Source organism: Lutispora sp. QWL-02, from assembly GCF_058315355.1.
The window spans coordinates 3666428-3690783 of sequence record NZ_CM177762.1; the positions used below are offsets into that span (position 1 = coordinate 3666428).

The following is a 24356-nucleotide window of genomic DNA, read 5'->3' on the forward strand; positions in this document are numbered from 1 at the left end:
TAATAGAAGAAATATATGTTATAGAAGATATGATACAAGGATTTGACATGTAAATGTTCCTTGTTGATGAAAAAACAAAACGAGCCACTTCTATGACTCTTATCATTATTGGGGAACTTGTTAAAAACCTTACAGACGAATTAAAATCAAATTATACCCACATACCATGTAAAGCAATTTCCGGAATGCGTGATATAGCCGCCCATAAATATCAAACTATAAAAATGGGTGACGTATGGATTACCTTAATAAGCGATATACCATATTTGAAGGCCGATTCATCCTTTGAATCACACTTTCTGACAGTAATATCCCCTGACATGATCATACCTCCTTGCTTTTCCCGTATCTTAAAACCGCATATATAAGTGCCATACCCTTTACCAAAGCTTATGCTTTGCTAAAATTCTATGGGCATGGAAGCCGGCAAGACAGCCTATAAGATTTAAGATGATGTCATCGATATCGAAAACCCCTACCTTCATGATAAGCTGCATAAATTCGGCAAACAGAATGATGAAGAATGAGCAGATGAGTACAGTCGCTAAACTGCTCTTCTTTTTTTGCAATGCTGCAAGCAAAAATCCAAGGGGCATAAAAACAACAATATTTCCGAAAAGGTTATATGCCCATACAGTAAATCCGTACCTGGAATAGCTGGCTATAAGGCTGTATATGGTCTTTAGCGGAACCAAGTTGTATTGATATGCCCGGCCCCCCGGGATTCTGTAAAAATTGCTGTATGCATAAAAAAACATTCTCCAGGATAGAAGGACTAAATACAAAACTAATAAAAATATCTTAAAAATACTGCCCATTATCTATAACCCCGCTTTCCGGCCTTCCGCTGTCTGATGACTTATCTTATAATATGCCCTGCTCCACAGGATGTCTTAGAACGGTCCTCAGCTTTTCAGGAGCTGTTTTTCTCGGGTCAGATAAATATATTTCATGATGCTTGCGCTCAATGCCTGTTGCATCCGTCAGGTTATTTTCTTTCATGAAATCCTTCATGATTTTTATTGATTCCGGCTCATCGGAATAAGGGCCTATATGCATCATCTGAACACACAATCCCTCCGAAAATTCCTCGAGCTTTGCAAGGCTTACATCAAGCTCGGGCTTTTTCCTTTTGCATTCCCCGACTGCCCACCCAAATACTTCCGGAGTGACAAATTCCGGCTGCCTTATCATTGAAGTCCAACGCCATAAATCACGCTTTTCAAAATCGAATCCTCCATCTTCACACCACCATAATCCTTCCAGAGGAGGCACAACATATTCGAAATATCCGGGAGGCTGGTTCCCGCCCATCTTGCTCATCTTGATCGTAAATGTCAGCCCATATAGAATAGATATGGCATTTTGATATTCCTCATTTTGCGGCCCGCCTTTGCCATTAACCTTAATAAAGCTCATAGCAGGTATTTCAATTAGTGACGGCTTATTCTTGGGCATATAGAGGTCCTTGTATTCTTTTTTGTAATCAAGTTTATCCGGCATATAAATCACTCCTTTTTCTTTAAGCTTATCAAATCAAATATGACATTAGTGCGTCATATTATAATATCTATTCTTCATCTTTAGATTATCATAGAAGCCTTCTTTATCAGTCTATTGAATAAAATCGACCTCGAATCCATCCGGATCTTTAAGATAAAACTGTAAAGTTATAAATTTATCGACATCCGAAACATATCTATTTAAATGATCTATGCAAAATGACATTTATATTCCCCCGCTTTTCTCATTGGATCATCATTGGCTGAATGCCAGCCATTGCATATGCGCACAATCGCCTATAGAAACAAGCCATATAAAGCAGGCAGTATAAAGGGGACCGCAAATGTCAATATAGCTCCCGTAATAAGAGTGACCAGCCCCAACTCAACTCCTACAAATTTCGTTACAGGCACAAGCATGGTATCCATATTGCCGGCAGCGCCTCCCGCAATCGGACTGCCTGTGCTGATCCTTATCAGCAGCGGCAGCAGCAATACCGTAAAAAATTCCCGCATTACATTTACAACAAACCCGTATGTCCCCGCCTCAATTCCGTAAACCCTCGTCATATATGCTCCTGTTAAGCTGTAATAGCTCATCCCGCTTGCCGACATTACAGCAGTATGTAAGGGCACATGAAAAATCGTCCCTGCCGCAAAGCCCCCCGCAATACTTCCCAAAAAAATCGCTATTGAAATATAGATGACTCTAAAGCCGAGTATCTTTATATATCTGAAAACCTTTCTATTGGACCCCAGGCTTATGCCAACACTGACATAAAGGATAACCAGAGAGCCGAACAGCAAATAATCAAGTATAAAGAGCAGTGCGTGGGGCATAACAAGATAACCGAGCAGTACACCTACAACGATGCTGACAGGCATAATCCAGATCAGCAGTGAATTTTTATCTTTCTCTTCTTGGGAAATATCGATTTCGCTGTTTATATTGATATTCTCCGCTGAAAGCTTATCCCTCAGCTTTTCCAGCGGCAGCACAGTTTTCTCCGTTATTGCCGTAAAAAGGACGCTGAAGGCAATGGCACATAAAGATATGGCAAGACAATTTAAACCTATAGAGTGCAGGTTTGACATAACCGAAGGATTTGTGCCTATATTCATTCCGATGGTGAGCATAAGCACAACCAAAGCGATATTAATTATAACATCAATCCTTTTCAATGTTCTTTCCGCCAAGCTGCGCGTACCTATAAAAAAACCTGCCGCAAGGCATAAAAAGGGCATCCATGTCATTTAAGAGCACCTCCGTTCTCTTTACCTCTATCTTCACATTCCCATCATAATAATTCCAACAGTTCACCTAATGATTTGATTATAGCATATTTGCTTTTTATATCCTTTATATCATACCTGTCGATTAATATGGGCAACATGCCGAATTCCTCTGCTCAAAATATGTGAGCAATGAATTTACAAGGCTTTGTACCTTTCTTCCCATGCTGCTCAACATATCATAAGCATTCAGGGATACTCCTGAAGTATATATGATTGCCGTCAGGGTCGCAAAAATGCATGTTTTTTGCTCCCCACGGCTGCAATTTAGGAGCATCAATAATATCTATGCCTAGCCCCAGCAACCTCTCATATTCTGCATCTACATCATCAACAGTAAAAGCAATGCTGATATTCTGGTTCTGATTATTCTTCGCTTCTCCATTATTGTAAATGCTCAATGTTGTGCCTTCCGTGATAATAAACTGATGCACTTCATCTTTACAGTCTGAAGGAATGTTTAAGATTTTTCTATAGAAATCAGCCATTTTTATTACGTCATTTGTTTCTAAACAGACTTCTCCTAAGATCATTTTTTCTTCCTTTCTATATAAATCGCACTAAATATTTTACAAAACTGTCATTCTGAACGAAACAAAGTGGAGTGAAGAATCTGGCTAAGATTCTTAGCATACGCTCAGAATGACGGCATATGCCTTTTTAAAACTACAAATGCATTTATTGCGTTATATATATCTATAAAAATTAAATTCCAATTGTTAATTTTAATACCTAAACTTTACCATACATTTCTAGCTTTTTCTATATAAATATAAGCTTATTAAAGTTCTATGAATTCAAAAAAACAAGTCTTTTTTAAGACTTGTCTATTTTAAATTTAGCAGCCATTTGTGATATATATCAAGTATGCACTATGTAATAATCACTTGATAAACTTATCTATGGCAGTATTTAATTTTTCCAGCGGTTCATTATCCTTATTTTCAATAGCCTCCAAAACACAATGATTTATATGATCTTCTAAAATTAATTTTCCGGCACTATTAAGCGCAGACCTGACCGCTGCTATTTGTATAAGCACTTCGCTGCAGTCCCTTCCTTCTTCCAACATTCTTTTTATTGCCTCTGCATGTCCGATAATCCTCGACATCCTGTTAATAATCTGTTTATGATGAGGATGATTATGTTCATTCATATAGACTTCACTCCTTTTATTAAAATACCTATCATATTTTTTTATCTTTCCATTTACCGTTCATAAAGCGAATCATCAAGATAATTCCTCTTATTATTAAATCTACAGAAATTGCCAGCCATACACCAACCAGCCCCATTTTTAACTTAAGTCCTAATATATACACGCCTAACACTCGGAATCCCCATATACCAATCAAGGTTGAACACATTGGGAACTTTGTATCTCCTGCCCCTTGCAATGCCGAGGTGATTACAAGAGTTGAGCATACAAAAGGCTGAACCAATGCTATAATCCTTAAAACTTTAACAGCCATGTCAATCACTTCTTGGTCTGTGCTGAAGATTTTAGCAAGCGGGATCGCAAACAGATAGAAAATAGCACCTGCTATCATCATAAATCCTGCAGACAATAAATAAGACATAAATCCAAGCTTCTGAGCCATATCTTTTCTATTAGCACCGAGGTTTTGCCCGACTAAAGCAGCAGCTGCTACTCCAAAGCCCATTCCAGGCAAGTAAGAAAATGTTTCTATGGTTCCTGCTATATTATGAGCTGCATAGGCTTCGGTGCCAATCTTTACGATCATCCCTCCATAGATAAGCTGTCCAAAGCGCATAAATAGTTTTTCAAGCGCAGCCGGTAAACCAATCTCTGCAATAGATTTAAGTATGTCTTTATCAATGCACCACTTGTCCATTAAATTCATATGGATTTTAACATTATTATTGCTGTTAATCTTTTTCATTAAAAGCATAAAGCCGATTATTCTGGAGATTGTAGTTGCTATACCCGCCCCTAATATTCCAAGCCCATTAAAGTTAAATATACCAAAAATCAATATATAATCAAGTACTATATTAGTTATGTTCATAACGATTGATATTTGCATTGGTGTTTTAGTATCTCCGGAGCCTCTTAATGCACTGGACAAAACCATCATAAGGCACAAAAATACCGACGGAACAGCGACAGAGAAAAAATAGGGCAGGGCATACTCCAGTACTCTTTTTTCTGCGCCCAGAAAAAGCAATATATTTTTAGAAAATATGAGATTGATGATTCCGAAGGCTATCCCTATGGCAAAAGCCATTATAAATGACTGCTTCACTGCATTATTAGCATCTTCAATGTTACCTGCGCCAATATTTCTCGATACAATAGCAGTAGTGCCTACTCCCAGAGCCAGAAAAAAAGCAATGTAAATATTCATGATTAAATTTGTGACTCCAACCCCGGCTATAGCTTCAGTTCCGATTTTCCCTACAAAGTATGTATCCGCAACGCCGATCAAAACCTGCAAGATATTTTCAACCATTGCCGGAAAAGCTAAAGCCATTATGGTTATACAACTTTTTTTGTCGAATCCTTTGAAAAAAACCGATTTATTCTCCATATCATATCTGCCCCCATAATAACAATATCCCCCATGGGGGGATATTGTTATTATATTCTCTCTCTTAATGAAATGCAACTATATTAACAAAAATAATAATATTGGAGAACAAATAAGCTTGCTCCTAAGTTTCCTATATGTGTGTCTATTCCTTTACTGCCAAACAATAATTTACATCATCAAAAGCTGTCATAGGATGCTCCGGATTTGCTTGATTATATTTTGGAGCATTTCTTTTTAATATTCATCGATTCGTTAATATGCACTAAATTGTGGCGAGTTACAGGCATTAGTAATATTCCCGCTACATTCTTCCTGCCCCAGAAATCTATCAGCCATTTGGCGCCGTCAACATTTAAAACTGCTCCTTCATCTAAAATCCGCTGCAGCCTCTTTGGTTCCATTTTACGCTTTAGATCCGCAGGCTGAAATTGTTGAATAATATCACGAGTTTTCCTCCCTACAGCTATCCTGTAATTGCGTAATTCTTGCATATCGATATTTGAGCTTAAATCGATAATTTCCTCGTCTGTCATAGCATTGCCGGTATCGAGAACATTTACATTCATTCTTTCAATCCAATTATCTGTATTGATAATTTGAGTTTCATCAGCCACCAGAATATTCATCGTGATATCTTCAATCCTGGTTAAATGCCATAAGCTCCAGGCAACAGTCTCATCTTTTACAGTCGGCATAGTACGAAATGAAAACTCATCCAGTCCTTCCCACAATTCATCCTCAAACGTTACCGCACTTATTCGAGACATTTCTGAAGAATGAACCATTGAATGCTGTTCCAGACACAGCTTAATGGCTTCATCAAACCTATCCGGCTTCAATATTATGTCCCTTAATAATTTTTGCTGTGAGTTCCATAAGGCTCTCTTATTATCCATGCTATTCCTTCTCCTTATGCTTTATTTCTTCTTTTCTATAACAAAACCCGCATCATCGATACATGGTTTTGTTCCCCTGACATTATTATATAAGCGATAATAATAAAATGGCTTTTCCTCTGTTTCGCCAGAATTTAAGATTTTCTTAGTGCCGAGTTTTATAAATCTGCATTTTTCAACTATCCTCTGAGATGGAAAATTATCGATTTCAACAATTGCAATAAGATATTCTAAGTCTAAAGTGTTGAAGGTCCACTGAACCATTGCCCTTGCCGCTTCGGTCATATAGCCCTTGTTGCAATAGTCTTCGGAAATAAAATAAGCGATTTCTATTTCATTGTCGACTTCTTCCTTATTCCCTATCCCTATCATACCTATCAATTCTTTGCTTTCTTTCAAGGCAACCGCAAGCATTATTCTTGCGGTTTCTTTATTTGCTTTTGTATATAAGCTTTCAATCCACCTTATCCATTCTCTTCTTTCTTCTACGTTTCCTTCCCAGTCAGGCATCCATTTTAAAATATATTTTTGATTGCATATCAAGGATAATGCTTCTGCGTCCGTCTCTTTGAATTGCCTTAATATAAGCCGCTCCGTCTCAATGAATATATCCATTGCTTCTCCTCTATTCTCACTTTAACGCTTTTAAATGCTGAATATGTATTCCTATATGCCCTATGCCTATTATGACGGCAGATGCAATCATCCAAATAACCTTGCCGTAAATGCCCAGCAATAAGAAAGCCGCAACAGGCAGACTTGCAAGAGGTACCGGAATTCCATAAAAGCTGCGATAAAAATTTTCTTCTGTGTGTTCACCAGTAAAATATCTGATCCAACAAACCTCGTAAATGACCATCAGAAAAAATGATGCGGCCAGCCACAAGCTCCATGCTGAAAACGGAGCAATATTGAAATCAATAAAAATCAATGCACTGCAAGTACAGCATACCTGTCCTGCACGTTCAAACAATAATAATATTTTGTTTTCTGAGGCGCCGCTGTAATCTATCGGCTTATTCTTACTCCAAATGATATTTGGGATAAATAACATGAGCAAATATATCAGACCTACATATGAAAATCCTAAATGTCCCAACATATAATATCCCCCCAAAAGGTTACTATTTTTCTATCCTCTATATTTTTTTGTCCGCAACGCCTCTGAAGCGGTCTATAGAAGCCTCAAAATATTTTGATTCGACGCCGTCTTCAACAAATGTTTCAATCTCAGAAAATCCAATCTTTTTTAACAGACCTATTGATCCATGATTATCGGAGTATGTAAATGCTCCGATTTTTCCTATATCATACTTATTAAATACTTCATTAATAAAAGCTTCGGCTGCTTCTGTTGCTATCCCTTTACCCCACAGTTCCTTTTCAAAGATGACAACACTTAGCATAGCCATTTTTTCATCACTTTCATCTATGCTATAGCACCAAATATCCCCAACATATTTCCCTTCGAAATATATTACTTTCCCGTAGCTCAAGGCATCTTCTTTCATAGATTCCTCAAATAATACCAATGCTTTTTCTAAGGATTCAACACTAAAGGGAAATAATCTTTTTATTTCTTCATCTTGAGTCTTGTTCCAAAAGGTCACCACATGTTCCTTTGTTCTTGTTTTTAGCACTATATCCATTTGCCCACCTCCAACTCAAAATCCTTCAAAAAAGGCGCCTCCTGAAATTGCTTTATTATCTTCTACAAAAAGTATTTCCGCTGCCATAGCTTTAGATATCTTCGAATGCATATGGTTTATTAATGCCGCTGCTCATAATATGTATCATTTAGTTTTATATTTACAGGTTCTAAATTTGCCTTCAATCCAAAATGTTGCCTCATTAGTTCGAAATCTTAATAAATAGCATTTTGGGTCTTCAATCCCTTTCTTAAAGAAATTTCTATCGCAATCATTATCGAATTTTCTTTTCTCATCCATATCCGTTACTATTTCAACATCGCCGATCAGTGTGACACTGTCACCACCAATATAATAGCAAACACTGGCTTTAGTATTATTTTCAAAATGAGTGGCCTTCCCATTTAGGTGAGATCTTTTTGATGTCATAAAATAGATTTCGGAAAAACCATTATTTCTGATTTTCGTTACAGCGCATATGCGCGGGTATCCATTTTCATTAATAGAGGCAAGTGTTACAGTCTCGCACTTTTCTAGTAATTGAGAAGCCTTCTCCTCGATTTCTTTAATCCTTTCTTTTTGGATTTCGTTTGCTGTTTTCTCCATAGTTATCGCTTCCTTTGTTAGGTATATTTATTTCCCTTGCTATGGCATGGCTAAACAATCTCAGCTGATGTCCTTCCTATCCATGTTTTCCTCCCGCCTTTTCTTCGTCATTCTACCGATATGAGGTAAAACCACATAGTCCATGCCTGTCATACTCAGGCATGGACGCGCGGCAACGCACTACTTGTCCTCCAATGATTCGCTTCTCGCGCTACACTCATCAACAGGCACTTACTCTTTAACTACAGGAATCCAGACTTCAACACGGTAATCATCAGCATCTACATCACTGCCAAAATATTTTTCCATTGTAGGCAGCGCTGCCTGCTTATAAATGCTTTGAGGCAAGAATTCTCCATATATTCTGCCCCAAGTATTTTCAAGCGTTGGACTTACCGGTCCTATGGATTCAAAGACTAACCAAGTAGACTTAGGAACTACAACATATTTCATACCCTCTATACCCTCATTGCTTGTTTCGATACCAACCATGTAGTCGTTTATGCCTTCATCATTGTAGCCGAAACACATACCGAGAGTACTGGAGTTCACGCCTATTTCAAGCAATCTGTCAACAGTACCATCTTTTTTGCACTGATCCCAAAACTCCGGTATTATGTTGTTTTCCAACGATGAAGTTACAATTTTTCCAGCGACTCTAAAGTCTTCTCTTTCTACAACACGATAATTCATTTCTACATCTCCTTTTATTCTGAGTTCAAAGGCAAGGCAAGGATAGGATTTCAGCTTAATATTTTGTTGTCTTGCAGCTATGGGTGTAATGCCATGCATTTTTTTAAAGGCAACGCAAAAAGCATCTGATGACTCATACCCGTACTTAACTGCGATATCAATTACTTTACAATCTGTAGACTGCAATTCAAAAGCTGCCTTTGTCAGTCTCCTTCTTCGTATATATTCTGAAAGCGTAATACCTGTCATCAAGGAAAATGTCCTTTGAAATGATCCGACAGGGCACACAACAATCTTTCCTATTGCTTCATTACTTATTTCGTCATCCAGATGCTCTTCTATATAACTGATCACTTCATTAAGCCGTTCAATCCATTCCATCAATAGCCTTCCTTCCAAATTAATTATAGAGTGTATAGATTCATCGTTCCCGTTATTTATCGAACCAAAAAAGACGGTGATCCGGCTTCTCCTCGTCCATCAAGAATGCATTAACTAATACCATTATATGGTTATCAAATCTTGAAAGCAAGACCTTCAATTAATCTGTTGTGCTGGCTGATAAAAGAGCCGCAAATGGGACTGTTATGCACAGCCCCATCATTAAGATGTTTTCTTCTCATCTCCATTTACATTAAAATCATCGCTTTATATATTACATCTTGGCGATGATAGTTTTTAACGCATCACTCGCTTTTGCTTCATGCAGCTGTGCTTCTTTTATCAAAGAAACGATTTGAGTTCTGGTTTCCTTATCAGCAAGTTTTCGAGCAGCTTCTTCACCACAATCACCTTTTATCAGAGCTTGCATTTTGGTAATGCAGTCGGCTGCAGCCCTGAAGTATTCTGCACACTTCTTGCATTCCTTTGAGATTCCGGGGTTTTCCTCCCCAAGCTGGTCTATATATTCAGCAGCATAGAAGCGGCCTTCACCAACCATAACTGTAGCATCAACAAAACACATATTTCTCTCTATGAGCAAGGATAATTGTGTGCTTTTAGAAAAGTTTCCATCATCAGACATTGCATCTGCCCATGCAGAATATGCTTTTTGTCCTCCTAAGTATGAACAGTATTTACCGTTGTATACATCAATTGTTTCAGCAGTAAGCAGATAAAGAGCATTTTCAAGCAGTTCTTTTACCGGTACCATCGCACCGGCTTCCTCTCCTATTGACATAATCGCCTCAGTATTTTCCCACCAATTGCTGCATATAAAATAACCCGACTCATCAAAGGTAAGACCTTTTGCAAATTCCATATTGTCCTGAAATAAGCTCCAGCCTAATAGGGCTTCTCCGTTGTCTTTATAGCCCGTAACAATGCTTGCCTCTGGTGGGCCGACAACACCGAGTGCAATTATCGGCCGTCCTCCGTCTATTTCTGATTTAATAAGGCTTATAAAGTCGTCCTTTGAGCTGGTACCCTTTTCTAAAATTTTAAACTTTCGTCCTACTGCCTTAAATGAGAGTATAAAAGGCATTACGGGATTTTCGTAAATGTTTCGTATGTCTACAGCGGCTAAATCCCAGCCGCTTTCCTTCCATCTTAAGCGGAAAGATGCACCGGAAGCCGCCATAATATACGAGTAATGGACATTTTGCCCCATATAATTCAAAACAGCCTGCAAACACATAGGAAATGGAGTGCATTGCCAGTCGCCATCATAATTGCGCCCATAATACACTTTAGGCACACCATAAAGAATGCAGCTGTTTTGTGTTTTTAAAGTTTTATTCACAATATCAACCTCCGATAAAATTGGGAGGGCAAGCTTTGAATTATCAAGATTTAAAATAGCAGGAGCATATATGCCTGTACAAATACACTTTCTTCCGCATATAAAACTTGAATTTTTAAATTCCGACGGTCTTATGCCTATTTGACGCTTGAAAGCTCGAGTAAATGTGTCATAACTGTCAAAGCCATATTCAGAAGCTATCTCTGTCAGGCTTTTTTTAGTTGATGCGATTTCGAATGCACAGTTTGCAATCTTTCGAGCCACGATGTAATGGGATAAAGTGATATTGGTTTTTTTCTTGAATATTTCTCTGATGTGACGATAAGAAAAATTCAAGGTTTTCTCAAGTTCCGCAAATTCAAGCTTTTGCTTTATTCGCTCTTCGATGAAAGCAATAATTGCACAGGTTTCGATCATGTAATCCAAAATTTTACCTCCCCCTCTAATCTTTTCTTCCGGAAGTGATTATATTATAATTCAAAAAGAACGTCATTGCTCGACGTTTCTGACGTTCTTTTTAGATGCAAAACTAAATAAATATCCTAAAAACATAACCCTATACAGCGACCTCCACTCCTAAACAGGCAAAACTGATATAATATAACCGCCGGCAATTAAGCTTATAAGGTTTGCTATAAAAGCATAAATCAAGATATAGCTTTTTTTATGCTCCTTAATGAAAATGGGAAGCGCAATCATCTCGGCAGTGAATACAAAAAACTCTCCTATGATCAAGGCGAAGATCAAGTAGCTAGGCATCAGCGAGCCTCCGCTATTCAGCCAGATATTCAACACGCCCTGAGTAACAAGGTTCACAGCAAGAAATACAAGCCAGCTTCTCTTTTTCCTGAACCTGAAGAGCATGAAGATCACGCCTTCAAGCAAAAGCGTGAGCAATAACCGGATTGAGACCAGGAGCACTGAGCGAAGCGGATATTTCCCAGGTGTAAGCTCTTGAGTGGATAAATTCAAGGTGAACACATTATTATAGCGCTGCAAGGGTCCGCTGATCGTAAATTCAAAGCTCTCCCCGTTTGTGGCGGCTTTGAACGTATACTTTCCGTCAGCCTGCATATCTCGCGAATAAAAGGCGTAATATCCTTCCCATGCAACCCGTCGGACTACCGCTTCCGATTGTTTTTCATTGGATACCAATGCAATTGAAAGATCATCCGGCGGATTGATGACGAGTATTACCAATGACGGCGGTTCCGCAGAGTTTGCCATAGCTGGTGCAGACAGGATTGACATCATCAGCATACCTAATACCATAATCAGCAGCAAGCATTTACCAGTCTTGTTCATATTAGAATCCCCCTCTAACTTCACAGCATTTTTTAACACAGATAACTTTATTCAACCTATTCCCCCAGCTTATCCAGTCCCGGCAACATCAATTGCTCATACTCATTTTTATCCTCAAATTTGTGAAGATAGCTGAAGCATTCATTAATGTCACACAATATACCATGGGATCTGCATATTCTTTTCACCATGCTCATCAGCTTGCCGTTGTTAGGGCTGCTTACTTGATATGCATAGCCGTACTTTTCAATATATCTGCCTTTCATCCCGGGAAAATGCTCATCCAACTTCTTATAGAAGTATTCCCGGTTCCCCTCTCTTAGGGTCAATCCTATGCCAAAGCAGATGATGCCATGTACTTTCGCCTCTATACAGTAATCCAAAATCCCCAGGATATTTTCCTCCGTATCATTGATAAACGGTAAAACAGGACTCAACCAGACTACCGTAGGGATTCCGTTATCGCGCATTATCTTCAACGCTTCAAACCGTTCTCTTGTGGTGCTCACATTGGGTTCGATGACCTTATTCAAAGCTTCATCATAAGTAGTAAGGGTCATCTGTACTACACACTTTGACTTTTCATTAATTTTTTTGAACAGTTCCAGGTCTCTTAGAATTCTTGCGGACTTGGTCTGTATAGCCAGTCCGAATCCATAGTGATGAATAAGCTCAATGCATTTTCTGGTGTTGCCCAATTTTTCCTCCAGATGAATATATGGATCGCTCATTGCCCCGGTGCCGATTATGCATTTTTTCCTTTTTCTGCGCAAAGCATCCTCTAAAAGTTCTGCCGCATTTATCTTAACTTCTATATCTTCAAAATCATGATGCATCTGATAACACTTGCTCCTCGAATCACAATAAATGCATCCATGAGTACAGCCGCGGTATATATTCATTCCGTTTTGAGCTGATAGGATACCCTTTACTTCTGTTTCATGCATAATGCTCTCCTCTTTGTTCAATCACTTTTTATCACATAATAAGCTTACATATCCTCATATACCGGTTCTCCTTCAATAAAGGCAGAGACGAGTCCAAGCTTTTCAAAATAAGTACACATCTTTTGACATGCAAATTTTTCAGTGGAATAATGTGTTCCTCCTAGAATATTAATGCGGCTTTTCCGCTCAAGCTCATGAACTTCTGAGTAATCTTCATTGTTGGCTGAAATGCCTGTAATAAGAACATCAGCTAAAGTCTTGCTTGTTGAATATTCGCTGAAGTTATCCAACGGCACATGTAAATTATATATAGATACTCTATTCTCTCTAAGCTTTGCTAATGATTCTTTCTTTGAAATTAGGAGAAAGATACTCTTCTAATTCGCCCATGTATTTCGCCCAGTTATCTCTCATGTTTTCCGAGATAAAATCCCGTTCCAATCGATGGTATAGATCAGCAGACTTCATAAAAACCCCTCCATTACACTTGATTATAAATTATATGTTCTTGCTATTATTATACCAGTTACGATTGTCATAACCTATATGCTTAATACCGATAAAGTAAAAACAGGTGATTTTTCTCACCTGCCTGATAATTTATTAAATTCCTACCTATCGATTATTGAATCCAAGTTGTCAATAAATGCTTTAAATAATTCCCGGTCGAATTGCCCTTTTGAATTCTGCATAATATTTAATGCCTTTTCTATTGAATATGCCTTTCTATAAGGTCTGTCGGAAGTCAATGCGTCAAATACGTCACATATGCTTATAAGCCTTGCTACTTTAGGGATCTGCCCCGCCTCCAAATGCCAGGGATAACCCTTTCCATCCCAGCGCTCATGATGAAAGAATGCTGCAAACTTCATTTCCTTGGGCATATGAGTTCGCTTTAATATGTTATAACCAAACTGAGAATGCTTCATCATGCTGCTAAATTCTTCAGGCTTAAGCTCACTTTTTTTATTCAGTATACTGGAGTCAACTTTTATTTTACCAATATCATGGAACAAGCCGGAATAATAGATCGTATTAATATTAACTTCATCACCCAGCAGCTCAGTAAATTTTTTTGAATATTGAGCTACATTCATCGAATGCTTGTAGGTATTGGAATCAAATTTCAGCAGCTTCAGCAGATCATCAATGTTGCTCTCAAACAGATCAAAATCATTATCATTGGACACAACGAATTCACCTCAAAATTATACTTCATTTTTCTTATATAGTATCTATATAAAATCCTAAAATTATAAAAGCCATGGCGCTATAATGGCCATGGCTTAAAAAAACTCTATCTTGGCGGCCCGACTGTCATAGTGTTTCCACCTTAGACTCGTAGCTTTGCGCCCCTACCTTTCGATAAGTTTGCCATTATCATATAGCATAACAGTAATACTAAAATAATATTTAATTGCATTTGCTGTAAATCCTGCTGTGTTTATAGCTGTGAATTGATATTATTGCGAAAAGGAATTGTTTATTCAAACAACATTACCATTATATTTCCAATTACCTTTTATGTCAATAACTGTTTGTTTTTGTACGCTGTTGTCATATATTGAAATAGGTATGAAAAAGAGCAGCAAGCTTAGCTTTCTGCTCATGTAAGCCACTATAAAGTTTTAGAAAGAGATAACTGTATTTTTATTTACTGAATGGTATAAACTTTAAATATTTTTCATATTTTTTATTAGCATGTTTGCGCATGAATCAGATTTTGGAGGTGTGATTATGTTTAAAAAAATTTCAAAAAAACTCCTGATCATTCTACTTGTATTATGTGTGCTTATTTCCAATACATATGCCAACATACCAGGACAAGACCCAAATGAATGCAGCTCTTGTGAACAGCAAGCTGACAGATATACAGGAAGCTGTGCCGGTGGTCCTGACATACCAGTAGAATCATGTATTTACTATGATTATCCTCATCATCACTTTAGAATGTACGGCGCATCTTGGTTGGAATGCCGTCATTGCGGAAACAGAGAGACAAGTGCAAAAATAACAACATATGGTCCTGTACTATGCCGAATAGAACATAGTGAAGACTACTATCCTCATTTGGGTGCGAATGCCGCCATAGGTAAAAAGTATCCGGTCAGCTACTTCCGTAAATAGTTCTAAAATAGTTATAGCCCCTAAAATTTATTTGATATTTTTAGGGGCTTGCTAATATTTTTCTAATTCTTTTTTCTACATACACCGGTGAGCCTGGTTTAGTTCCGCCAAATTCGCGCAAATGGAAAGGCTCTACCATATAAACGGCGTCTTGTATTAGACCAGTTTCCGACACGCATTCAATTCGGGCCACATTCACCTTATTCATGGAAATTAAAGCCATGGAACTGCCGTAATTGAAGGCCCTAATACCATTGGAAATGCCGCTGGTACCCCCGCCTGAGCGGAAAAAATATCCGAATGAGAATCCTTTTCTGTTCAAATAAATGGAGTAAGTAAAATCATTTAAATGCTTATCATAAAACAGCAATGCACCAAGATCGTCCGTCACAGATTTGGATACCTGCCAGCTATCATCTATTTTTTGAGATTTACGAGCATCGCCCTCAAGCCCGTCTCTGTTTACTCCGACGATGGAGAATCTGAAGCAGGCAGAAATTCCAAGCAGCAATAAAAATACAGCAAAAATAACATAAACTTTTTTCATATCCTCACCTCGAAAAATATAAATCATCCTTATCCGCATAAAACACTAATTTAGAGCAATGCTCTGTAAGGTCTGATCCCTATACAAGAATTTATAATGTTATCGAAGCAACAACCTCCTGAGATTTGACTTCAAAGCCTAAACCCTTGGCCAGACTGATTGAAGCAGTATTTTCAGCATCAACCCAGTATATAGGAAGAATGCTATTATTGACACACCATTTCACTGCTTCGGTCACGACTTCTTTTCCAAATCCTTTATTCCTATAAGCCGAATCAGTCCATACAGCAATATTCCCTCCGCCAAAATCTATATCAGAAATTTTGCATGCGGATACGACTTTCTTACCATCAAGTACAACAAACTTCCTGCCTTCTAAGATTTCACCTTTTTTGCTCTCCCAGGCTTCCGTTTTCTCCGCTTCATCTATATTTTCTAAAGCCTCCATGAAAATTTCCTTGGTTAATTTCACGGCAGACGAATTCGATGAACTCCATATATCATAATCTTCGCCAGGAATTAATCTATACATCTTCCTCAACTTAAAGCTTTCTAATTTATTGCTGAAAAAAATGTCAAGCATCTCAATTATCTCATCTGCATCGTCAACAGCTTGTCCTTTAATAAACTCAAATAAATCATCATAATATTGAGGTGCTACTGAAAAAATCAATCTTCCATCTATATGTGTTGATATCAGGTATTGTACAAATTGGCCATTTAAAGGTTTATTTCTTTGATCAGAGCTAAATATCCTTTTACCTATTTCAAGTTCCTTTTTATCTATGCTCAAGTAGCCATAGTAATAATCTTGAAATGTGAAGTTCAATTAAGTTCTTCTCCTCTCATCATATTGAAATTTTTTCTTTGAGAATCTTTATTCAGCAAATCCATAAACCTCTGTTATATGGAATGCTATTTCTTTTTGCACACGTACAAATTATGTAAGCTATATCCTATGAGAGAAGGGTTATCAAATGTCATAAAGTGATAATCCAACCATTTCTCTAGCTCACTCTCATCTAAAGCATTTATATTATCCCTCATCATGTGAACTATCCCGTCGGTTCCAACATGCTCTAATTTTTCTGCACTAAAACCGGCCATAGTTTCTTCCATTTCATCGTAAGTTGAAAAATAAAAACAATTTTCACCTTCCTCTGATTCGATTCCAGATTTAGTTATACTTCTTAAGGATTCATCATTAATATAATTTTTATCCCTGCTTATTTGAATAACGTATTGAGCATATCTATTTATATATGCAACAGCCAAAATGCCGCCTGGCTTCAATACCCTCATACATTCACCTATGCATTTAATCCGGTCTTCCAGCTTTGAAAGATGATATATAGGCCCCAGGCATAAAACAACATCAAAAGTATTTGAATCAAACTGCGATAAGTTCCTTGCATCGCCAAGCTTTATTTCTATATTTTTCGACTCAATTGTCCTGGCCTTTTCCATCATCAACTCAACATTTTTCTGTACAATATCCAATGCCGTAATCATATGTCCTTTATTGAGATAGTAGAATGAATATCTTCCGGTTCCTGCCCCAACTTCCAATATCCTCGCATCTTTTTTTATCTTCTTATCCAGCACATGAGTTGTTGAAATGAATTCAACCTTGTGAGAATTGTCCTTGATCAATCTTGACTCTTCATCGTAACCCTCATAATACTTTGCAATTCCTTCCATGTTGTAATCTCCTCCTTAAGTTGAGTAGAGTATGTTATATATCTTCAGAATGACTAATATTTTGTTCAATTCGTTACGCTTTGCCTTTTTCTTTTAATACGCTCTTTTATCTCAATTATTACCGAAAGTAAAATAGTGAGAAGCGTATAAATTACGAAAATACCTTGATATGCACCGGGGCCCAACGGGTCTAAAAAGCTGGTAAACCATACATAAGTGAAAACCGCTATCATTGAAATAGCATAGGATATTATGTGGGATAAAAGCTTGCTTTTTAACCTGAACTTATCAAATAATGTAATTGTTATGACGGCAATCAAAATAACCACTGCCCTATTTATAATATGATAATTTGAATCTGCTATCTGTCCCCGGCACAATTGCCAAATGTTGTCCGCTAATGTTGCAACCGTAAAAATTACACAATATAATAATGCTGAGTTTTTAACGGTTGGGACAAAATTTGATTTCATTTAATTCCCCCAATCATTACTTAAGGTTCTTGTATTGCTCTTCATAATCTCTATTAATGTTTTTCAGAAATTTCTTCAGATAAATTTTTGAAAACTCTTCGGATGAAATATCAAATCTATTTAGGACATCCATAAAATACATTATAACATCTCCTAATTCCTCAATAAAATGTTCCCTAACATCGGGGTTGTCCATAATTTCCGCCTCGCCCTTTTTCTTTATAATTGCAATAGCCTCTCCAATTTCTTCAATCATATAAAGGATAAAGAATTTTGCATATTCCGGCTTCATAGGAGACCAGGTCTCACTATGTTTCTCCCATAAGTCATACGATAATTTTAGCATATCTGATATTTTTAAATCATTTTCATTAGTAGTCATTTACTCTGCTCCTCCTTGGTTTATAACCCTCTGCAAATACACAATATTTTGCTTGTCCTATTATCTTCCTCTTAATCCTAAGAGGAAGTTATATATCGGGGCTATCTTTTCAAATCCTTCAATTAAATCATCCACTAGAAGCGGAGTAAATAAACGTTCATCAATCTTTCTGCTGCAAGCAAAGTATAATTCTTTCCTCTGATACCATTCATTTAATTCTTCCGGTAAATCAGGATTAATAATTCGCTTATATTTCTCGCCTTCAAGTTTAAATATGTTTTGTTTCATGTATAGGGAATGAATTTTAGTGAACTTCTTTTCTCCCTCATCTATCATGCTTCTTAGCTTTGACATAAATTCTTTTGGTAAATTGTAAAAACCCATTCCATATCTATAATTATCGGGGCATATCTCAAAGAAATACGTTGGTTCTGCTTTCCAGTCCTGATATGTCCTTTTGAAAGCAATCCACATATTCGTTCTATATGGACTCTTGTCTTTTGAGAATCTGACATCACGGTTGATTCTTGATATTGTCTTCTTGGGATTCACATCTAATAAAGGATCAATAGACAGCATAAAAGGCCCTAAATTCAAAACAAGCTCTTCAAATGGTTCATACAAAACTTTCTTATACCTATCCCTATTGGCTTCAAACCACTGCTTATTGTTATTCTCATTCAGTTTTTTCAGATATTTAATGGTATCTTCGGAAAAACCTTTAAACATTATATGACCCTCCAATCAATTTTTCAAATGATGATTGCCTATAACAGCTTGATATCCCTGCTTCTGTATCTTCTTTATTATTTCTTCTGCGATTAAGTAATGTAGCACTTTAGAAGCCAATACTTTCACCCCATTGATTGTCCTCAGTTTTCAAGAAAGTTCATCACCTGTTTTTCTATTTCTATAAATGGCAGTTGTGCAATATATGCTATATTATATTGAATATATAGCTTTCTGACCAGTTCAGCACCAAGGAAATATCCCACATCACTTATTTCCAATACTTTAAACCAATCTCCAAAAAAATCTCGCGTTCCTTTCCCTTCATCATGCAATGCTTCTAAATATAACTTTTTTAGCTGTCTCTCATTAATTCTACATTCTTCAATCCACGCTCTTCCTCTTGAATCAGCCTCTTTGCCTAATAGCTTGTATTGAAAAAACTGTGCAAATCCTTCTTCATATAAAGACCAAATACCTTTGTTATAATTATTTAGCTCAACATTACCAGGTAAATTATCCTCACCTCTAATTTGAAAATGAACAACATGACAAAGTTCATGTGATATAAGTGATTCTATCTTCTGTATTGTATGCCAATTAAGCTCTGCGATTTTATCTATGCCATAGAGAACTGCTCTTTTACCGTTATAGGTATCAACCCATCCTGCACTATTGCATAGCCCGCAATATAAAACCAAATTTATGTCCAAATCCAAATTAAATACTTCTTCTGCTCTTGTGTTTATACTCTTCATAGCCTCCAATATATTTTTATGGGCGCATGTCATTTTATTGAAGTCTTTTTCAGTTCTGTTAAAGACCTTCTCCTCATCCGTAATTGCAACATCTAAAGGTGTATAAAGAACATATGCTTTCTCACCCTTTTCAGCTAATAATTCGCCGGCCATCGGAGGATCATTCAATGCTTTTATCATTTTCAATGACCTTAAATTTACCTTGCCAGCTAGATGGAATTTCAAAAGTAAAGCCATATTTCTCATTTATATAGTAATCCTTTGTTTCTTTTACCTGACATCCTACTGTTATGCTTAAAATCATCAGTAATATTAAGGTTGATACTAATAACTTCTTCACCCTTAACATTGTTAATCGCCTCTTCAATGTATCTAATTTCATTTATCCCACACCTGAAAATGATTAAAGAAATATCTATTCCTTCAAGTCATTTATAAATAATTTTTATCTTTAAGAATTTTCAATGTTATTTCTTTAGCCTCTTGTCCTCCGGCACTTTTTTCTGTTGCTTCATCAGCTTCAATATTTGTTGCAAAAAAGTAAACCTCTTCATTATTTTCAATGTACCCGACAAACCAACCATTTATATATTTTGATTCCGGTGCGTTATTTTCCGGTTTTGAACCTGAACCCGTCTTCCCTGATAACTTAATTCCATTTTCAGTAGTTAAAACGATAACATCCTTAACAATATCTATATTCCTTTTGGAAAAAGGCAATTGATAATCGTAAAATTTTCTTAAGATATCTACTTGCTCTATGGGTGATATCTTCAAAGAGGATTGAAGCCAAAATTTTGTTATACCGCCAGAAATATCTTTGTTTCCATAGTCCGTTCTATTAATATAATCCTGCATCTTGTCTTCGCCAATCTTTGATGCAAGGATTTGGAAATACCAAACTACTGAATTGGAAACAGCAGATTTCAACGTTTGGTCCTTATTCCATGACTCAATTGAATAATCTGTTCCATCCCATTTAAAACTGGTGCTTTCATCCTCCAACACTTTGGTCTCAAGACCAATTAAGGAGTTAATAATCTTGAAGGTTGAACATGGCGGAACTTGTTTTTGACTTTTGGGTTGATTAAATATCGTGTATTCATTCTTATTCTTATCAAATAATACAAAGCTCCCCTCATATCCAGTAAAATACTTGCTTAAATCCTCATTTAGAACTTTTTCTGCACTATTTATTTTCTTAGGAGTATTAGTGGCACTGCTACACCCAATAGTAGCAACTAAAAAAGTGAGAAATAAAAATGTTAGCATTATTTTTCTGATCACAAACACATCCCTTCAATATTCTAATATTGCTCCATAACTTGGAATTTGTAATCCCTAGTCTGGTTATTACATGCATATTCCCTCAGGCTTTGGCTCATTGTCTGCCTTCTAGAGGTAATTGTTATTGAGTTAAATTATTGTGTTTTCTCAAGTATGGCCTTTGTAACTAAGGTAAATAACTCTTGTGCATTATTAGTACTTCCTTGTGCCCCTCTTTTTAGAGCTTCTTCTCTATGTCCTGGGAGGTTAGAACCGGCATAAATAAAGAAAGGCGTTATGTCACCTTGATTCCGAACATGTTCAAGTAATACATATCCTTCTAGTGGTCCTTCGGTTCTTCCCATATCTGAAATAATTGCTGCAAATTTATTATGTTTTAAAAATTCTAGTGCTTGGCTTGTAGAAAGTGCAAGTGAAAATGATATTCCTAGTTCCTCAAAAGCTTTCCGTTCATAAACGTTATTCTCGGGCTTGTCATCAACCCAAAGAATTCTATTATTCCAAGGTTGAGCATATGTCCGAATAGTATATGGAATTTGTTCAACGGCATTGATAATTTCGTGAATGTTAGCTTCCTGTTTTGACTGTTTGCTACGAGCCGTTGCGGTTGCTAAAGCAGTTGCTACATTTAATTGCATTTTAATATAATTCTCTTCATTTTTGTAATCACCAGGACTATATAATTTACTAGAATGACGACTAACCAGCCATGCAAATACCCCAAGTACTAAAACTGGAAAGATAACAAGAAAATAGATTAGTGGTAATCTCTCAAATGAGGTGAGCGAGCTAGCGAATGTTGTAACCAATGCTGCAAATCCATAGACAAGTACTATAAAGAGCGCAATAATACCTAAAGGACTTTTAGATAAGCCCTGAGCTGTTTGCCCAATTTTCTCAAGATCATTGTTCATTTTCTTATACTCCCCTTCTCAAAACAGACAATTTTACAACCATGTCCTACGCCGTACAATTCTGTTCAAATCTTTTCCGCCGCATGTCATATAATGTTTTGATATTTCTGACATAGGAACCCTTAGAGCAGCGCCTCTTAGGGTCGCTGGTGGGTGCGGTTACACCTCAGGTGCTTTGCTTACGCACCCTTGCAGGAATATATTTGTTATATGCCGTTCAGTGACTTGATTTTAGTTTTTGAGAGGATATTTAATATCATCCAATATCTTTATTAAAGAATCAATCTTTGATTTATCTGTTATATCTTTGATATTACTACCATAACTTAGTTGAATGGTGTCAATATTCAAGTTTTTTGGATTGATGATTGATTCCCGGGCACAGGATGAAAAGAGAAAGCTACAGATAATTATTATCGTGAAAATTATTATTTTCTTACTCATATATTCACATCCCATTTACACTAATATGTTTGGATACTCCAAACTCTTCTATGGTGCCGAACTTAAACGCTGAATGGTATATAACGTCTGGCATCTCCAATGTTGCTGAGCCGGACATATAAGGAGTACCCCTTGGCGATGCTCGCACCCGGGGAATTAATATGGCGCTCCTACTTCATGCTCTGCAAATTTTCACATATTTAACAACTGCCATTCTTTCATTTATTTGCTCTAGTTCGCCGACTTTTACATATCCCAATTTTTCATATAAATGGCAGTTTCTCTTTTCTTGAATTATTGTATCTAAAGTCCATTTTTGTGCATTTAAATGAGAACTTTCTATTTGTTTCAATGCTTCTTGTGCAATTCCTCTATTTTGGTATTCTGGAAGAACACACAAAGCTGAAATTTTATATGTCATATCTTCCAATTTCATTACTCTGACCCATCCCACATAAATATCATTAAGCTCAAAAATATATGCTATCGTATTGGCTCTATCAATCTTTTCTCTGATTTGCTCAACACTTTCCATTGCAGGATTAATTTCATAATCATGATATTTATTAAGCAATGGCTCAAATGATTTTTTTTGTATATTATGAACAATATTTGCATAGTCACTTGAAATTTGTCTTACCTTTAGCATTCTAAGCCTCCTCATATAATATGACTATAAAATATTTAACTTTTAATTCGTCTTATTCTACGATACGCGCTACAGTTACTCTATAGACCTGCTTTAACAAATCTGTTGCAGAACGCGACGGTCTTTTCCGCCGCATGTCATATAACTCTCGTGTCTGCAACGTCCCTGAACCGGACTAACAGGGTCCTCTTCCTGGTAGTGCTTGTCATCCGGTGAAGCGATGTGGTGCGGTAGGCTTCATGACCGCTCTCTAGCGCTTTGCTTCATGGGCTTGCTACCCCGCACCCTTGTGCAGAAACATTGTTACACAGTGGATCGAGTCCCTCAAAGGCAAGAACAGCAATGATGATGCGGCTTCAAATTTTCTTTTATACGCAATATAAAGAATGTGGCTTAATTCAAAATACCTTTCATCAATTTATTTGATATATCCAAAGCCTCATTTCTATTATTTGCTGGAGCAGAAATAATTAGGCCATCCTTACTTGACCATCTCCTCACTCCTTCTTTTTGTCCGCATTGTTCAAAAACGCTTATTGTAAGACCTTTCTTCATATCACTTGAATAAATTTGCCCGTATGATGTAAAGTCACCTGTATTCTCATCAAAATAAAGTAAATCATCCTTATCAGCACTATCAAATCTAATATTTATCTTCGACAGCTGTTTATCTCCTATGATTAATATTCCCTGAAATTTATCACCTTTAATTAATCCCTTTGAAAGATAGCCATTAATACTCACCTTAATTTTTTCCGAATAATTGCTATCTCCTAGCCTATATATTATTCCGTTATAATCTAATCTTAACTTTTTAGGATAAAAGTAGATTACGCTTGATACAAATAGAATAATAAAAATAGTATAATAAATGAATTTTTTATTATCTTTCATGCCCTTCCCCCTATTATTTAATACGCCATAATATCTTACTGTTGTGGCAGAACATATCAAAAATACGACAGGAAACGGTGAACACGGATTAACACTGATTTAGCACTGATTTACACGGAATAATTTTTTTATATGCAACATTTAGGTTCCTTAAATAGCATGGTATGCCTCATGTTCGGGATTATGGGGTTCACTTTCTGTTTGCTCTTGTGCCATCCCTTCAGTGTAAATCTGTGAAAGATTCCGTGAAAATCCGTGTTCTCC

31 protein-coding genes and 1 riboswitch are annotated in these 24356 nt (G+C 36.8%); of the genes, 2 read left to right on the forward strand and 29 right to left on the reverse strand.

Annotation, left to right across the window (positions count from 1 at the left end):
• Positions 1-53: 53 nt before the first annotated feature.
• Positions 54-368, forward strand: a complete 315-nt coding sequence (locus AC4HCY_RS17415) for a HepT-like ribonuclease domain-containing protein (protein WP_323432236.1) — start codon at positions 54-56, stop codon at positions 366-368.
• Between the two features lie 12 nt (positions 369-380).
• On the opposite strand, the gene AC4HCY_RS17420 is transcribed toward AC4HCY_RS17415, so the two are convergent.
• From AC4HCY_RS17420 to AC4HCY_RS17500, 17 genes are all read right to left on the reverse strand, one after another.
• On the reverse strand, positions 381-818 hold the full coding sequence (locus AC4HCY_RS17420; protein ID WP_491094747.1) for a VanZ family protein: 438 nt from the start codon (positions 816-818) through the stop codon (positions 381-383).
• A gap of 46 nt (positions 819-864) precedes the next feature.
• Positions 865-1503, reverse strand: coding sequence for a GyrI-like domain-containing protein (locus AC4HCY_RS17425; RefSeq protein WP_491094748.1), 639 nt, complete (start codon positions 1501-1503; stop codon positions 865-867).
• A 296-nt stretch (positions 1504-1799) separates the two neighbouring features.
• Positions 1800-2756 (reverse strand): LysO family transporter, encoded by a 957-nt coding sequence (locus tag AC4HCY_RS17430; protein ID WP_491094749.1) that lies wholly within the window; start codon positions 2754-2756, stop codon positions 1800-1802.
• Positions 2757-2974: 218 nt separating this feature from the next.
• Complete coding sequence (locus AC4HCY_RS17435; protein ID WP_323432240.1) at positions 2975-3328, reverse strand: VOC family protein; 354 nt, start codon at positions 3326-3328, stop codon at positions 2975-2977.
• Between the two features lie 350 nt (positions 3329-3678).
• Positions 3679-3951: a metal-sensing transcriptional repressor gene (locus AC4HCY_RS17440; protein WP_255227486.1), complete on the reverse strand. Its 273-nt coding sequence runs from the start codon at positions 3949-3951 to the stop codon at positions 3679-3681.
• 31 nt (positions 3952-3982) lie between these two features.
• Positions 3983-5347: an MATE family efflux transporter gene (locus tag AC4HCY_RS17445; RefSeq protein ID WP_323432241.1), complete on the reverse strand. Its 1365-nt coding sequence runs from the start codon at positions 5345-5347 to the stop codon at positions 3983-3985.
• Between the two features lie 215 nt (positions 5348-5562).
• On the reverse strand, positions 5563-6246 hold the full coding sequence (locus tag AC4HCY_RS17450; protein ID WP_323432242.1) for a DinB family protein: 684 nt from the start codon (positions 6244-6246) through the stop codon (positions 5563-5565).
• Positions 6247-6267: 21 nt separating this feature from the next.
• Complete coding sequence (locus AC4HCY_RS17455) at positions 6268-6861, reverse strand: GNAT family N-acetyltransferase (protein WP_323432243.1); 594 nt, start codon at positions 6859-6861, stop codon at positions 6268-6270.
• Positions 6862-6877: 16 nt separating this feature from the next.
• Positions 6878-7348 carry a hypothetical protein gene (locus tag AC4HCY_RS17460; protein WP_323432244.1) on the reverse strand — a complete coding sequence of 157 codons (471 nt, stop codon included), beginning with the start codon at positions 7346-7348 and terminating at the stop codon, positions 6878-6880.
• A gap of 37 nt (positions 7349-7385) precedes the next feature.
• Positions 7386-7895: a GNAT family N-acetyltransferase gene (locus AC4HCY_RS17465; protein WP_323432245.1), complete on the reverse strand. Its 510-nt coding sequence runs from the start codon at positions 7893-7895 to the stop codon at positions 7386-7388.
• A gap of 144 nt (positions 7896-8039) precedes the next feature.
• Positions 8040-8501: a pyridoxamine 5'-phosphate oxidase family protein gene (locus tag AC4HCY_RS17470; RefSeq protein ID WP_323432246.1), complete on the reverse strand. Its 462-nt coding sequence runs from the start codon at positions 8499-8501 to the stop codon at positions 8040-8042.
• A gap of 231 nt (positions 8502-8732) precedes the next feature.
• Positions 8733-9575 carry an AraC family transcriptional regulator gene (locus AC4HCY_RS17475; protein ID WP_323432247.1) on the reverse strand — a complete coding sequence of 281 codons (843 nt, stop codon included), beginning with the start codon at positions 9573-9575 and terminating at the stop codon, positions 8733-8735.
• A gap of 274 nt (positions 9576-9849) precedes the next feature.
• Positions 9850-11352, reverse strand: a complete 1503-nt coding sequence (locus AC4HCY_RS17480; RefSeq protein WP_323432264.1) for a helix-turn-helix domain-containing protein — start codon at positions 11350-11352, stop codon at positions 9850-9852.
• A 159-nt stretch (positions 11353-11511) separates the two neighbouring features.
• The gene (locus AC4HCY_RS17485; RefSeq protein WP_323432248.1) at positions 11512-12240 is read right to left on the reverse strand and encodes a hypothetical protein; all 729 of its coding nucleotides are present in this window, start codon (positions 12238-12240) and stop codon (positions 11512-11514) included.
• A 56-nt stretch (positions 12241-12296) separates the two neighbouring features.
• The gene (locus AC4HCY_RS17490; protein ID WP_323432249.1) at positions 12297-13187 is read right to left on the reverse strand and encodes an SPL family radical SAM protein; all 891 of its coding nucleotides are present in this window, start codon (positions 13185-13187) and stop codon (positions 12297-12299) included.
• 327 nt (positions 13188-13514) lie between these two features.
• Positions 13515-13655, reverse strand: a complete 141-nt coding sequence (locus AC4HCY_RS17495) for a hypothetical protein (RefSeq protein ID WP_323432250.1) — start codon at positions 13653-13655, stop codon at positions 13515-13517.
• 143 nt (positions 13656-13798) lie between these two features.
• On the reverse strand, positions 13799-14377 hold the full coding sequence (locus AC4HCY_RS17500; RefSeq protein WP_323432251.1) for an HD-GYP domain-containing protein: 579 nt from the start codon (positions 14375-14377) through the stop codon (positions 13799-13801).
• A gap of 111 nt (positions 14378-14488) precedes the next feature.
• Positions 14489-14573: riboswitch (cyclic di-GMP riboswitch) on the reverse strand.
• Between the two features lie 351 nt (positions 14574-14924).
• On the opposite strand from AC4HCY_RS17500, the gene AC4HCY_RS17505 reads away from it, so the two are divergent.
• Positions 14925-15314, forward strand: a complete 390-nt coding sequence (locus AC4HCY_RS17505) for a hypothetical protein (RefSeq protein ID WP_323432252.1) — start codon at positions 14925-14927, stop codon at positions 15312-15314.
• A gap of 40 nt (positions 15315-15354) precedes the next feature.
• Here the strand turns inward: AC4HCY_RS17505 and AC4HCY_RS17510 are convergent, their stop codons facing one another.
• The 12 genes from AC4HCY_RS17510 to AC4HCY_RS17565 all read right to left on the reverse strand — a co-directional run bounded on the left by AC4HCY_RS17510 (position 15355) and on the right by AC4HCY_RS17565 (position 24092).
• Entirely contained in the window at positions 15355-15861 is a 507-nt protein-coding gene (locus tag AC4HCY_RS17510) for a hypothetical protein (RefSeq protein ID WP_491094750.1), read from the reverse strand.
• Between the two features lie 91 nt (positions 15862-15952).
• Positions 15953-16690, reverse strand: a complete 738-nt coding sequence (locus AC4HCY_RS17515) for a GNAT family N-acetyltransferase (RefSeq protein WP_323432254.1) — start codon at positions 16688-16690, stop codon at positions 15953-15955.
• An 86-nt stretch (positions 16691-16776) separates the two neighbouring features.
• Positions 16777-17562, reverse strand: a complete 786-nt coding sequence (locus AC4HCY_RS17520; protein ID WP_491094751.1) for a class I SAM-dependent methyltransferase — start codon at positions 17560-17562, stop codon at positions 16777-16779.
• A gap of 65 nt (positions 17563-17627) precedes the next feature.
• Positions 17628-18035: a DUF6608 family protein gene (locus tag AC4HCY_RS17525; protein ID WP_491094752.1), complete on the reverse strand. Its 408-nt coding sequence runs from the start codon at positions 18033-18035 to the stop codon at positions 17628-17630.
• Positions 18036-18051: 16 nt separating this feature from the next.
• Positions 18052-18417: a MazG nucleotide pyrophosphohydrolase domain-containing protein gene (locus tag AC4HCY_RS17530; protein WP_323432256.1), complete on the reverse strand. Its 366-nt coding sequence runs from the start codon at positions 18415-18417 to the stop codon at positions 18052-18054.
• Positions 18418-18477: 60 nt separating this feature from the next.
• Complete coding sequence (locus AC4HCY_RS17535) at positions 18478-19146, reverse strand: DUF2461 domain-containing protein (RefSeq protein WP_323432257.1); 669 nt, start codon at positions 19144-19146, stop codon at positions 18478-18480.
• Between the two features lie 143 nt (positions 19147-19289).
• Positions 19290-19904: a DUF2268 domain-containing putative Zn-dependent protease gene (locus tag AC4HCY_RS17540; protein ID WP_491094753.1), complete on the reverse strand. Its 615-nt coding sequence runs from the start codon at positions 19902-19904 to the stop codon at positions 19290-19292.
• 160 nt (positions 19905-20064) lie between these two features.
• Positions 20065-20286 (reverse strand): hypothetical protein, encoded by a 222-nt coding sequence (locus AC4HCY_RS17545; RefSeq protein WP_323432260.1) that lies wholly within the window; start codon positions 20284-20286, stop codon positions 20065-20067.
• Positions 20287-20336: 50 nt separating this feature from the next.
• Positions 20337-21191, reverse strand: coding sequence for a class D beta-lactamase (blaOXA, locus tag AC4HCY_RS17550; protein WP_491094754.1), 855 nt, complete (start codon positions 21189-21191; stop codon positions 20337-20339).
• A gap of 134 nt (positions 21192-21325) precedes the next feature.
• Entirely contained in the window at positions 21326-22105 is a 780-nt protein-coding gene (locus tag AC4HCY_RS17555) for a response regulator (RefSeq protein ID WP_491094755.1), read from the reverse strand.
• 619 nt (positions 22106-22724) lie between these two features.
• Positions 22725-23198: a GNAT family N-acetyltransferase gene (locus AC4HCY_RS17560; protein ID WP_491094756.1), complete on the reverse strand. Its 474-nt coding sequence runs from the start codon at positions 23196-23198 to the stop codon at positions 22725-22727.
• 393 nt (positions 23199-23591) lie between these two features.
• Positions 23592-24092 carry a hypothetical protein gene (locus AC4HCY_RS17565; protein ID WP_491094757.1) on the reverse strand — a complete coding sequence of 167 codons (501 nt, stop codon included), beginning with the start codon at positions 24090-24092 and terminating at the stop codon, positions 23592-23594.
• Between the last annotated feature and the right edge of the window lie 264 nt (positions 24093-24356).

What these genes read in the sequence shown, in the direction of transcription:
- AC4HCY_RS17565 (WP_491094757.1), bottom strand. Translation starts at nt 24,092, where the DNA reads ATGAAAGATAATAAAAAATTCATTTATTATACTATTTTTATTATTCTA.
- AC4HCY_RS17440 (WP_255227486.1), bottom strand. Translation starts at nt 3,951, where the DNA reads ATGAATGAACATAATCATCCTCATCATAAACAGATTATTAACAGGATG.
- AC4HCY_RS17475 (WP_323432247.1), bottom strand. Translation starts at nt 9,575, where the DNA reads ATGGAATGGATTGAACGGCTTAATGAAGTGATCAGTTATATAGAAGAG.
- AC4HCY_RS17420 (WP_491094747.1), bottom strand. Translation starts at nt 818, where the DNA reads ATGGGCAGTATTTTTAAGATATTTTTATTAGTTTTGTATTTAGTCCTT.
- AC4HCY_RS17490 (WP_323432249.1), bottom strand. Translation starts at nt 13,187, where the DNA reads ATGCATGAAACAGAAGTAAAGGGTATCCTATCAGCTCAAAACGGAATG.
- AC4HCY_RS17510 (WP_491094750.1), bottom strand. Translation starts at nt 15,861, where the DNA reads ATGAAAAAAGTTTATGTTATTTTTGCTGTATTTTTATTGCTGCTTGGA.
- AC4HCY_RS17525 (WP_491094752.1), bottom strand. Translation starts at nt 18,035, where the DNA reads ATGAAATCAAATTTTGTCCCAACCGTTAAAAACTCAGCATTATTATAT.
- AC4HCY_RS17480 (WP_323432264.1), bottom strand. Translation starts at nt 11,352, where the DNA reads ATGATCGAAACCTGTGCAATTATTGCTTTCATCGAAGAGCGAATAAAG.
- AC4HCY_RS17450 (WP_323432242.1), bottom strand. Translation starts at nt 6,246, where the DNA reads ATGGATAATAAGAGAGCCTTATGGAACTCACAGCAAAAATTATTAAGG.
- AC4HCY_RS17505 (WP_323432252.1), top strand. Translation starts at nt 14,925, where the DNA reads ATGTTTAAAAAAATTTCAAAAAAACTCCTGATCATTCTACTTGTATTA.
- AC4HCY_RS17485 (WP_323432248.1), bottom strand. Translation starts at nt 12,240, where the DNA reads ATGAACAAGACTGGTAAATGCTTGCTGCTGATTATGGTATTAGGTATG.
- AC4HCY_RS17540 (WP_491094753.1), bottom strand. Translation starts at nt 19,904, where the DNA reads ATGAAGAGTATAAACACAAGAGCAGAAGAAGTATTTAATTTGGATTTG.
- AC4HCY_RS17455 (WP_323432243.1), bottom strand. Translation starts at nt 6,861, where the DNA reads ATGGATATATTCATTGAGACGGAGCGGCTTATATTAAGGCAATTCAAA.
- AC4HCY_RS17555 (WP_491094755.1), bottom strand. Translation starts at nt 22,105, where the DNA reads ATGAACAATGATCTTGAGAAAATTGGGCAAACAGCTCAGGGCTTATCT.
- AC4HCY_RS17460 (WP_323432244.1), bottom strand. Translation starts at nt 7,348, where the DNA reads ATGTTGGGACATTTAGGATTTTCATATGTAGGTCTGATATATTTGCTC.
- AC4HCY_RS17520 (WP_491094751.1), bottom strand. Translation starts at nt 17,562, where the DNA reads ATGGAAGGAATTGCAAAGTATTATGAGGGTTACGATGAAGAGTCAAGA.
- AC4HCY_RS17535 (WP_323432257.1), bottom strand. Translation starts at nt 19,146, where the DNA reads ATGTTTAAAGGTTTTTCCGAAGATACCATTAAATATCTGAAAAAACTG.
- AC4HCY_RS17445 (WP_323432241.1), bottom strand. Translation starts at nt 5,347, where the DNA reads ATGGAGAATAAATCGGTTTTTTTCAAAGGATTCGACAAAAAAAGTTGT.
- AC4HCY_RS17495 (WP_323432250.1), bottom strand. Translation starts at nt 13,655, where the DNA reads ATGAAGTCTGCTGATCTATACCATCGATTGGAACGGGATTTTATCTCG.
- AC4HCY_RS17545 (WP_323432260.1), bottom strand. Translation starts at nt 20,286, where the DNA reads ATGAAATTAGATACATTGAAGAGGCGATTAACAATGTTAAGGGTGAAG.
- AC4HCY_RS17415 (WP_323432236.1), top strand. Translation starts at nt 54, where the DNA reads ATGTTCCTTGTTGATGAAAAAACAAAACGAGCCACTTCTATGACTCTT.
- AC4HCY_RS17530 (WP_323432256.1), bottom strand. Translation starts at nt 18,417, where the DNA reads ATGACTACTAATGAAAATGATTTAAAAATATCAGATATGCTAAAATTA.
- AC4HCY_RS17465 (WP_323432245.1), bottom strand. Translation starts at nt 7,895, where the DNA reads ATGGATATAGTGCTAAAAACAAGAACAAAGGAACATGTGGTGACCTTT.
- AC4HCY_RS17560 (WP_491094756.1), bottom strand. Translation starts at nt 23,198, where the DNA reads ATGCTAAAGGTAAGACAAATTTCAAGTGACTATGCAAATATTGTTCAT.
- AC4HCY_RS17435 (WP_323432240.1), bottom strand. Translation starts at nt 3,328, where the DNA reads ATGATCTTAGGAGAAGTCTGTTTAGAAACAAATGACGTAATAAAAATG.
- AC4HCY_RS17425 (WP_491094748.1), bottom strand. Translation starts at nt 1,503, where the DNA reads ATGCCGGATAAACTTGATTACAAAAAAGAATACAAGGACCTCTATATG.
- AC4HCY_RS17430 (WP_491094749.1), bottom strand. Translation starts at nt 2,756, where the DNA reads ATGACATGGATGCCCTTTTTATGCCTTGCGGCAGGTTTTTTTATAGGT.
- AC4HCY_RS17470 (WP_323432246.1), bottom strand. Translation starts at nt 8,501, where the DNA reads ATGGAGAAAACAGCAAACGAAATCCAAAAAGAAAGGATTAAAGAAATC.